Source organism: Herbiconiux gentiana, from assembly GCF_024978135.1.
GTDB classification, from domain to species: Bacteria; Actinomycetota; Actinomycetes; order Actinomycetales; family Microbacteriaceae; genus Herbiconiux; species Herbiconiux gentiana.
Map to the genome: position 1 here is coordinate 169,042 of NZ_JANTEZ010000002.1, position 10,236 is coordinate 179,277.

Below are 10,236 nucleotides of genomic sequence, written 5' to 3' on the forward strand. Positions count from 1 at the left end.
CGCCGGGTGGGGCGAGACCCGCGCCCCGGCCGCGCTCTCGCGCGACCGGGGCGGGGTCTCGGTGGGGCTGACTAGCCCTTGATCTCGTCTTCGGTCCAGTAGCCGGACTTCACGAGGACGTCCTCGATGTTGTCCTTGACCACGATCTGCGACTCGAGCAGGTACGAGGGGACGACCTTCGTGCCGTTGTCGTAGTCGGTGGTGTTGTTGGTCTCGGGCTCGTTGCCCTCGAGCAGCGCCGACGCCATGTCGACCGCGACCTTGGCCAGGTTGCGGGTGTCCTTGAAGATGGTGGCGTACTGCTCACCGGACTCGATGGCCTTGACGGAGTCGAGCTCGGCGTCCTGACCCGAGATGACGGGCCACTCGGCACCGACCGAGTAGCCGGCGTCGGTGAGGGCCGAGATGATGCCGCGCGAGATGCCGTCGTAGGGCGAGAGCACCGCGTTCACCTTGGAGCCGTCGGAGTAGGTCGACGTCAGCAGGTTCTCCATGCGCTTCTGGGCGGTCTCGCCGTCCCAGCGGAGCGTGGCGGCCTGCTCGAAGGCCTCCTGGCCCGACTTCACGACGAGGACCTTCTTGTCGATGTAGGGCTGCAGGGTGTCGATCGCACCGTTCCAGAAGAACGTGGCGTTGTTGTCGTCGGGCGAACCGGCGAACAGCTCGATGTTGAAGGGGCCGGCGGGGGCACCGTCGGTGGCCTTGCCCTCGAGGTCGACCAGGCCGAGGCCGTTCAGCACCGAGTTGGCCTGCTGCACGCCGACCTTGTAGTTGTCGAACGACGCGTAGTAGTCGACGTTCTCGGTGTCGCGGATGAGGCGGTCGTAGGCGATGACGGGGATGTCGTTGTCCGCGGCCTCCTGCAGCACGCTGGTGAGCGTGGTGCCGTCGATCGAGGCGACGATCAGGGCCTTGGCGCCCTTGGTGATCATGTTCTCGATCTGCGAGACCTGGGTGGGGATGTCGTCCTCGGCGTACTGGAGGTCGACGGTGTAGCCCTGGTCCTCGAGCTGCGACTTGACGGCGTCGCCGTCCTGGATCCAGCGCTCCGACGACTTCGTCGGCATCGCGACGCCGATCAGGCCGCCGTCTCCGCTTCCGCTGTCGCCACCGGAGCTGCTGCCCCCGCTGGAGCAGGCGGCCAGGCTGACCATCAGGGCGCCGGCGGCGACTCCTGCGAGCAGTGTCTTGATCTTCACTGTGTTTCCTTTCGTGATGTGGTGTAGGACTTCTTCGTCGTGATCGGACTCGTGGCATCGGGACTGAGTTCCCGCGGTTCGCCGAGCTGGCGGGCCAAGTGCGCGACCCGGGCAGCGTCTTCGACGAGCACCGCCGTCTTCACCGCGGTACGGGCATCCGGACCGATGGTGAAGGGGCCATGGCTCTGCATCAGCACGGCCGGAGAGCGGTGGCCCGCCAGCGTGTCGACGATCCCCCGCCCGATCGAGTCGTCGCCGATGCGGGCGAGCGGACCGACCGGGATCTCCCCGCCGAACTCGGCCACCATGGTCGTGGTGACGCAGGGGATGGGCTCCCCGAGCGTCGCCCAGGCCACGGCGTAGGGCGAGTGGGTGTGGGCCACTCCCCCGACCTCCGGCATGGTGCGGTACACGTAGGCGTGCGCCGCGGTGTCGACCGAGGGGGCGCGAGCGGCGCCGGGCGTGCCCGGAACGACCGCGCCCTCGAGGTCGCAGAGGATCATGTTCTCCGGTGCCAGATCTTCGTAGGAGACACCGGAGGGCTTGATGACGAACAGGTCTGCGCCGACCACACGACCCGAGATGTTCCCGCCCGTCCAGACCACGAGCTCGTAGCGCGTGAGCTCGGAGTGCAGACCAGCGATCTCCGCCCGCAAGCGGGCGATGCCCACCTCGAGTTCGGCTCGCATCGTCATCCTCATGACCCCTTCGTCTTGTGTGACCGTTCACAAATCAGTTCATGTGAACGGTCACATCGGATTGATATTACGCCCATGGCGGCCGAGCCTGTCAAGTCGCCGATTGTCTCGGTTCGGTAACCGAGCGGATGCGCCCCGTTCGGGGGCCGCATCGCGATCAGGCGGCCGGCGGAGCCGTCGATCGCCGCACGACGAGCGACGGCAGCAGCGACCCCGGATAGGCCGGCGCGGGCTCGATGGCCGCGCCCTCCCCCGCCGCGTCCTCGTCGACGGCGGCCACCAGCAGCGCGACGCAGCGCCGGCCGAGCTCGGCGAAGTCCTGCCGCACCGTGGTGAGGGGTGGCCAGAAGTGGGCCGCCTCCGGGATGTCGTCGAAACCGACCACGCTGATGTCGCCCGGCACGTCGAGCCCGGCGTCGCGGATGGCGTGGATGAGCCCGAGCGCCATCTGGTCGTTCGAGGAGAAGATCGCGGTGAAGTCGCGCACGCGCAGCAGCTCCAGCCCGGCGTAGTAGCCGAACTCCGCGGTCCAGTCGCCGAGGATGGGCGCCGTCGTCGGCACGTCCTGATCGCTCATCTCGCGCAGGAACCCCTCCATCCGCGCCTCGGCCTCGACCCAGTCCTGCGGGCCGGCGAGGTGGTAGATGCCGCGGTGGCCGAGCTCGATCAGGTGCCGGGTCGCCAGCCGGGCGCCTTCGATCTGGTCGACCGAGAGCGAGTGGTCGCCCTGGCGGCCCGTCGACTGCAGCGTCACGTAGGGCAGGTCGAGACTCAGCTCGTGCAGGGTGTCGAACACTCGCACCTGCGGGGCGATGACGACCATCCCCTCCACCGCCTGGTCGAGCAGGTGGGTGATGGCGCGGGCGATCGAGTTGCGGTCGGTGCCGTCGGCGTTGGCGGTGACCACCAGGTAGCCGTGCAGCAGCGCGGCCTCCTCGATGGCCTTGATGCTCGACGCCGGCCCGTACTCCGAGCGCGACGAGGTGAGCACCCCGATGGCGCGGGAACGGCTCGTGACCAGGGCGCGGGCCGCGCGGTTCGGGCGGTAGTTCAGCTCGCCCATCACCTCGAGCACGCGGGCCTTGGTCTCGTCGCGGATGCTCGGGTGGTTGTTCAGCACCCGGGAGACGGTCTGGTGCGAGACCCCGGCGAGCTTCGCGACGTCGCGGATGCTCGGCGCCCGGGGGCGCTTGGCCTCCGCCGAGGGCTCGTTCATCCCGTACCTGCTCTGGTGCCGATGTGCACGTTCACACGGCGTGAACGCCCTTACATTATGCACGTCGGCGACGTGACCAGAACTGTGAGTCGCGGATGCCCGGCCGAGCTCGATGTGACTGTCACACGTCCCCGTTCCCACGAGGGGGACGAGCGTGTGACAGTCACACCGACGATCGGCGCGGCCACCCGGTCCCGCTACACACCCGCGTGGACGCGGGTGCCGCGGGGCGCCGGGACGGCTCGGGCCGAGTGCCGCAGCTGCAGCACGCCGCCCTCGAGCGCCGTCTCGGTGACGACGCCGAGACCGGCGGCCTGCGCCGCCTCACGCCGCCAGGCGAGGGCGTTCTGCACCTCGTCGTCGTGACGTGCGGCGGCCGGCACCTCGATCACGAGGTCGGGGGCGAGGATCGCCCCGGCCTCGGCGAACGAGCGGTGCGCCGAGCGGATCAGCGCCGACGCCCACACCTCGGGGTGCGGCAGCGACGCGTCGACGATCAGGCAGTGCAGCTCGATGGGATGCACCGAGCCGACGGGGCCCCACCAGACGCCCCGGGCGACCGGGCGGTCGTCGAGGACGGCCAGCCAGGTCCAGTCGCGGCGGTAGGTGCCGGCCGCGAGACCGCGGCCGAACTGCAGGGCGTCGACCCACGAGACGGGGTCGTGTTGATGGAACAGGAGCAGCTCGCTGTCGTGCGAGCGGGATGATGCGGTGAACACGGGAAGTCTTCCTCCATGAGATGACGAGCGATGGAGGCGCTTCCTGGCGTTCGGGTCGCGGCTAGGCCGTGACGCGCATGAACGGGGGAAGCGCCATGTCGAAGTTCCGATTCGGAATCATGGTGTTCACCTCCCCTTTCGTTCATGGCGGCCGAGTTGCCGCGGGTACTGACGTTAGCGGGTGCTCGCGGGTGGGCGCAAGGGTTTTCCCAGGATCGTGGCCTGGTGCCCGGTCTCTGCGTCTGTGCCCGAGTGCGTGCCTGTGCCCTAGTGCCCGGTCGAGGTGCGCCGCGGGAGGGCGAACACGAGCAGGAAGGCCAGCACCGCGAAGCCCGTGCTCACGGCCATCGCCAGGGCGGAGCTGTTCACGAAGCCGGTGGCGAGAGCATCCGGAGACCCCTGGCCGACGACCAGCGAACCGAAGAACACACTGCCCACCACCGCGATGCCGATCGCGCTGCCGACGCGCTGCATGGCGCTGATGACGCCCGAGGCCGAACCGGCCTCCTTGCGGTCGACGGTGGCGACGATGAACTGGGCGTTCGGGGCGATGAACAGGCCGTTGCCGGCACCGGCGATCAGCAGCGGGGCGAGCAGCAGCCAATTGCTGAGGTCGGCCGGCGGCGTGACGAGCAGGATGACCCAGATCGCCGCGAGGCCGACGACGACCGCGCCCGTGCCGATCACGAGCACGGTGCGACCGAGGCGCTGGGCGAGCCGGGCGCTCTGGCTCGAGCCGACGATGGACCCGATGGCGAACGGGATCGAGACGGCACCCGACTCGAGCGCGGTGTGGCCGAGGCCGGCCTGCCAGAGCAGCGAGATCGTGAAGAAGATGCTGGTGAAGCTCGCGAAGTAGACCAGGGCGAGCACGACGCCGCCCGTGAACGCGGGGTGGCGGAAGAGGCTCGGCGGCACGAGGGGGATGCTGCCGCGGCGGGTGTACCGCACCTCCCAAGCGCCGAACGCGACGAGGAGCAGGGCGCCGGCGACGAGCGAGAGGATCGTCCAGAGCGGCCAGCCCTCGTCCTGCCCCTCGATCAGCGGCACGAGCAGGGCGACCAGGGCCGCCGAGACGAGCACGAGGCCGAGCCAGTCGAGCGCGAGCTTCGGGCGGGCGGCGGGGGCGGGGGCAGCGCTTGCCGGGGCGGCGGCTGCGGCGGCGGTCGCGCGGCCGGGCAGCAGGAAGACGGCGGCGACGAGCGTCGCGAGGCCGATCGGCAGGTTCACGCCGAAGACGAGCCGCCAGCCCGACTCCTCACCGAAGGCCTGGATGATCAGACCGCCGACGATCGGACCGAGGGCCGACGAGACGCCGATCACGGCGCCCATGATGGCGAAGGCCTTGCCCCGGGCCTGCGGCGGGAAGAGCAGCTGGATGAACGCGGTGACCGCCGGCACGAAGATGCCGCCCGCGAGACCCTGCACGACGCGGGCGACGATGAGCTGGGTGCTGTCCTGCGCGAGACCGCAGGCGAGGCTCGCGAGGGTGAACAGGGCGACACCGGTGAAGAACACCCATTTGTGGCCGATGCGGTCGCCGATGCGCCCGGCGGGGATGAGGGCGAGACCGAAGGCGAGGGCGTAACCCGAGATGATCCACGACAGGGTCGCCTCGGAGGCGTCGATGCTCGTGCGGATCGTGGGCAGGGCGACGTTGACGATCGTCGTGTCGAGCAGGGCGATGAACATGCCGGCGAGCAGCACGATCAGGGCGCGCCAGGCGCGGGTGGGAACGGCGGGAGGCGCCTTCGTGGTGGCGGCGTCGGTCATGGGGTGGGGGCCTTTCGGGGGGTTCCGGATGCCCGGCGGGGCGTTCCGGGAGCGAGGGGTTCTGGCAGTCGACCGGCGCGCCGGCGCTCGTCGGCGACGATCTCGGGCACGAGGGAGATGAGTCGTTCGTGGGAGGCGATCTCGGAGCGCAGCCGATCGGCCCGGTGCTCCATCACCCACCCCTCGGCGACGGACAGGTAGGGGCGCGCCTGCTCCAGGCGCTGCTCGTGGTCGGCGAGCAGCGTGCGGAGCGCGTCCACCCGCCCCGCGAGCTCGGCGGGGAGCTCGTCGAGCCGCTCCTGGTCGAGTCGCGAGACGGCGAGGTCGAAGGGGTCGTGCTTCAGCACGAGGGTGCGGAGCCCCTCCCCGCGGAGCTCGGCGAGCGCGGCGCGCCCGCTCGGGGTGATCGCGTAGACCTGGCGCTCGGGGTAGGAGCCCTCGCGCTCGGTGCGCTCCTCGACGATCAGCCCCTCGGCGGCGAGCCGCTTCAGGGCGCCGTAGAGCGAGCCGACGCTGACGTCGGTCCAGAGGTGGATGCGCTCCTCCTCGCCGAGCAGCCGGAGCTGGTGCCCGTGCATCGCTCCGCGCGCGTCGAGCGAGCCGAGCACGAAGAGACGGAGGGGAGACACCGGACTACTCTCGCACGAGTAGTTCAGTGTGGCAAGACTCGTCGTCGGTCGGGCCGGATTGCCCCGGCGGGCATCCGTCGAATATGTTGTGAAAGCAAACTTTTTCGGCCACACCAGGCTGCCCACCCGCACCAGGAGACACCAATGACGCTCGTCGCCGGCATCGACTCATCCACCCAGAGCTGCAAGGTCGTGATCCGCGATCTCGAGAGCGGGGAGCTCGTGCGGCAGGGGCGGGCCTCGCACCCGGCCGGCACCGAGGTCGACCCCGCGTTCTGGTGGGACGCGCTGCTCGCCGCCCTCGATGCCGCCGGTGGGCTCGACGACGTCGCGGCGATCGCGATCGCGGGCCAGCAGCACGGCATGGTCGTGCTCGACGAGGGCGGTGAGGTCATCCGGCCGGCGCTGCTCTGGAACGACACCCGCTCGGCCGACGCGGCCCGGGCGCTCACCGAGGAGTTCGGTGCCGCCGGGATGGCCGCGCGCACCGGGTCGGTGCCGGTGGCGTCGTTCACGGCCACAAAACTGCGCTGGCTGCGCGACGCCGAGCCGTCGAACGCCGGCCGCGTGGCCGCCGTCGCCCTGCCGCACGACTGGCTCACCTGGCGCCTGCGGGGCTTCGGACCCGCATCCGTCGCCCCGCTCGGGCCGGTGCTCGAGGAGCTCGTCACCGACCGCTCCGACGCGAGCGGCACCTCGTACTGGAACCCGCGCACCGGCGAGTACGACCGCGAGCTGCTGATCGCGTGCCTCGGGCACGACGCCGTGCTGCCCCGGGTGCTCGGGCCCGCCGAACCCGCCGGCCGGACGGTGGCACTCTCGGCATCCGGCGTCTCGATCCCCGCCGGCGTGGTGGTGGGAGCCGGCGCGGGCGACAATGCGGGCGCCGCGCTCGGACTCGGCGCAAACGAGGGCGACGTGGTTGTGTCGATCGGCACCAGCGGCACCGTGTTCGCCGTGACCGGGGAGCCCTCCGCCGACGAGACCGGCACCGTGGCGGGGTTCGCGGATGCGTCGGGGGCGTTCCTGCCGCTGGTCGCCACTCTGAACGCGGCGCGCGTGCTCGACTCCACCGCGGCGCTGCTCGGCGTCGACCACGCCGAACTCGGCACGCTGGCCCTGCAGGCGCCCGCCGGGTCGGACGGCCTCGTGCTGCAGCCCTACTTCGAGGGTGAGCGCACGCCCAATCTGCCCACGGCCACCGCCACGCTGTTCGGCATGACACTGGCCTCCACCACCCGGCCGAACCTGGCACGCGCCTCGATCGAGGGGCTGCTCTGCGGCCTGGCCGACGGACTCGACGCCGTTCGCCGGGTGGGCGTGGTGCCCACGCGCATCCTGCTGATCGGCGGGGCGGCGTTCAACCCGGCGGTGCAGGCCGCAGCGGCCCAGGTGTTCGACGTGCCGGTGGCGGTGCCGGAGCCCGGCGAGTACGTGGCCGACGGCGGGGCCGTGCAGGCCGGTTGGGCGCTCACGGGCACGCGGCCGACGTGGACGGTGTCGCTGGCGGCCGCGCCCGCGCCCGATCATCGGCCCGTCATCCGCGAGCAGTACGCGGCGCACGCGGCCTCCGTTCAGGGGTAGGCCCCTTGCCGGCCTGCGGCAGCCGGCGTGTTATACCTGAGGACATGTCACTTTACGGTCGGGTCACTCGTCTGGTGGTTCTCGGGTTGGCGACTTGCCTTCTGCCTGTCGGATTCATCTCTCTCGGCGCCTCCTCGGCGAGCGCGATGCCGGGAGACTGCCGGCTGGAGACCAAGTGGCAGAGCGACGGCTCGCACTACGACGACTCAGGAGCTCTGGTCGAGGTGGGCATCAACGGCACGGACAGCATCGTCTGCGACGTGGTGCGGGCGCCCGGCGACGGCGGCGGTGGCGGGCGCGGGGGTTCCAAAGACGGCGGTGGCTCAGACGCCCCTCCTCCACCACCGCCTGGTCCCCCGGGGCCGCTCCTGCCGAAGCCGCCGGCGTCCACGCCGGCCTCGGCCGCGCCGGCGTGCGTCGAGGGAGCCAACAACGCCGAGTACCCGGGGCGCGGCGACTCCCAGACGGGCAGTGGCGACATCGTGCGCGACAACGTCGAGACCCTCGAACGCAGCGGAGACCTGAAGATCGACTCGACGTCGCCGTCCCGGATCGTGTCGATGGACGTCAATCTGGGGCCCTCCTCGAGCGGAGTCGACGGAGCGAACCCGCTCGAAGGGATGTCGCCGGAGGAAGCTGTCCGAGCCATGTACTGGCCCGGGACCTTCGACCCCACGTACACCGAGGTCGGCCCCCGCGGGAGGCTGGTGGCCCAGGCGGTGAAGTTCGTCTTCCGCGCGGTCTCCGGCGACGCCTCGGCCCGGCGCTCCTTCGAGTTGATCATGCGGAACATGTCTCCGGCCGCGAAGGACCAGGTCTTCCTGGAGGTCACCCGCCAGACGAGAATGGTGTGGAACGCGTGGCCGCTGTCCGTGCCTCCGGAGATCAAGCAGCTCATGAGCGAGGCCGTCGGCCTCGTCTTGGATCTCCTCGAGTCCGGCCCGATCGGCACGGACGCGCCACCCTCGAGCGCCTACATCGAGGTCGCGTCGACGTCGACGGCGCTCGGGATGAGCGCCACCGGAGGAGAACGTGGCTACGGTCACAACAAGGGCGCCTGCGGACAGCTCGCACGAGCCTCGGTCTCGAGTGCGGCGACGCTGTTGCCCGGTTCGTCGTGGGTGCGGATCACCTTCCAGAGCACCGAGCACGGAACCCTGGTCGACCGCATCAAAGCCATCGACTCGCGCGACTTCTCCTGCCCACCCGTTCACGCCACGGTGACCGCCGGGCAGGCCACCCGCATCGACGTCGGGTCTCACTGCACCGGTGATGCCGTCTCGGAGATGACCGTGCTGACACGCCAGGACATCTCCCGGTTGCCAGGCGCCGAGCTGGCCGCCCTCGCGAACAGTATCGCGACCGACCCCATGGCCGGCTCGATCTTCCAGTACGACCGCGACTCCTTCGAGCACACCGACCCGTGGCCGACGCCATCGTCGACCGCAACCTTCGCAGACGGCCGGGTCGGCTTCATCGACAGAGGAGCCGACGGTCTCATGACCTACTCCTCTGCGCTGTCCGCCGGTGGATTCGTCGATCATGTCGTCGTGTCGGCGAAGACAGCCTCGGGCGAGAGACAGGCATTCGTCGTCGCCGTCGAGGTGAAGGCCCAGCCCAGCTGCTCCGGGGCGGACAAACCGGCGGGGCCCGAAGCGGAGGGCTTCCGAGCGGTCATCCAGGACGGTTCTCTTCAGCTGCTCCGGAACCAGGCGTTCGTGCTCGACCCGAAACTGCTGTGCACCGCCGATTGGCGGGACACCTACCGGGTCACGATCGACAGCGACATCCCGGGCGTGGAGCCCACGTTCGCCGCCGACGGCACGATTCACTTCACCTGGTCGGCGACGGACACGATCGGGGTCGACGTGGCGCACCTCGACGTGATCGGTTGGGACGAGGTCACGGGGGTCCCCAGCGCGCCGATCACCGTTCCGGTCACGATCCGAGACGTTCCGGCGACCTGCAACGACGTCGAGATCGACTACGACTGGTCAGAACTGGGAGGTGCGGCGATCGAGATTCCCCTCGACTGCGCCATGACCCAGGATCTTCGCGTGCTCCGGTCGCCGTTCCTCACCTTCACCGACGCCGGGGCTGTGCCGGGTCGACTGGACGTCGACGGCGGATCGTTCACGTCGGACGGAACGACCGTCCTGTTCACCCCCGACCCCGATGGCACCGAACTGTCGACCGCGCGCGCGGTTCCCTGGTCGACAGACCCGGCCACCTACACGCCGTACCGCACCCACGGCCCGAGCTTCTACATCGATGTCCGTGTCCAGCGGTAGAGGCGAGCCCGACCCGAGAAGAAGTCCGTGGTTCTCGTCGGCGTTCGGCGAGAGCGCCGAGAGGCTCTCGGCGTCGCGTGGCCTCGCTTCGCGTCGTCCTGCCTCGCTTCACGGGCTTCGGCGGATC

The 10,236-nt window shown here is 70.4% G+C and carries 8 protein-coding genes; 2 read left to right on the top strand and 6 right to left on the bottom strand.

The window, feature by feature from the left end; all coding sequences use genetic code 11:
* Positions 1–71 precede the first annotated feature (71 nt).
* From chvE to NVV95_RS04570, 6 genes are all read right to left on the bottom strand, one after another.
* On the bottom strand, positions 72–1,199 hold the full coding sequence (gene chvE / locus NVV95_RS04545; RefSeq protein WP_269909032.1) for a multiple monosaccharide ABC transporter substrate-binding protein: 1,128 nt from the start codon (positions 1,197–1,199) through the stop codon (positions 72–74).
* A complete protein-coding gene (locus NVV95_RS04550; RefSeq protein ID WP_259485360.1) occupies positions 1,196–1,894 on the bottom strand; it encodes an L-ribulose-5-phosphate 4-epimerase in 699 nt (232 codons plus the stop codon). The genes chvE and NVV95_RS04550 overlap by 4 nt, the downstream gene beginning before the upstream one ends.
* A gap of 160 nt (positions 1,895–2,054) precedes the next feature.
* Positions 2,055–3,113, bottom strand: a complete 1,059-nt coding sequence (locus NVV95_RS04555) for a LacI family DNA-binding transcriptional regulator (RefSeq protein WP_259485361.1) — start codon at positions 3,111–3,113, stop codon at positions 2,055–2,057.
* Positions 3,114–3,310: 197 nt separating this feature from the next.
* Positions 3,311–3,832 (bottom strand): hypothetical protein, encoded by a 522-nt coding sequence (locus tag NVV95_RS04560; RefSeq protein WP_259485362.1) that lies wholly within the window; start codon positions 3,830–3,832, stop codon positions 3,311–3,313.
* A gap of 267 nt (positions 3,833–4,099) precedes the next feature.
* Positions 4,100–5,605, bottom strand: coding sequence for an MFS transporter (locus NVV95_RS04565; RefSeq protein ID WP_259485363.1), 1,506 nt, complete (start codon positions 5,603–5,605; stop codon positions 4,100–4,102).
* Positions 5,602–6,234 carry a PadR family transcriptional regulator gene (locus NVV95_RS04570; RefSeq protein ID WP_259485364.1) on the bottom strand — a complete coding sequence of 211 codons (633 nt, stop codon included), beginning with the start codon at positions 6,232–6,234 and terminating at the stop codon, positions 5,602–5,604. Before NVV95_RS04570 ends, NVV95_RS04565 begins: the two co-directional genes overlap by 4 nt.
* A 144-nt stretch (positions 6,235–6,378) precedes the next feature.
* Between NVV95_RS04570 and xylB the strand changes: the two genes are divergently transcribed.
* Complete coding sequence (xylB, locus tag NVV95_RS04575; protein ID WP_259485365.1) at positions 6,379–7,818, top strand: xylulokinase; 1,440 nt, start codon at positions 6,379–6,381, stop codon at positions 7,816–7,818.
* A gap of 146 nt (positions 7,819–7,964) precedes the next feature.
* Positions 7,965–10,109: a hypothetical protein gene (locus NVV95_RS04580; protein WP_259485366.1), complete on the top strand. Its 2,145-nt coding sequence runs from the start codon at positions 7,965–7,967 to the stop codon at positions 10,107–10,109.
* Positions 10,110–10,236 lie beyond the last annotated feature (127 nt).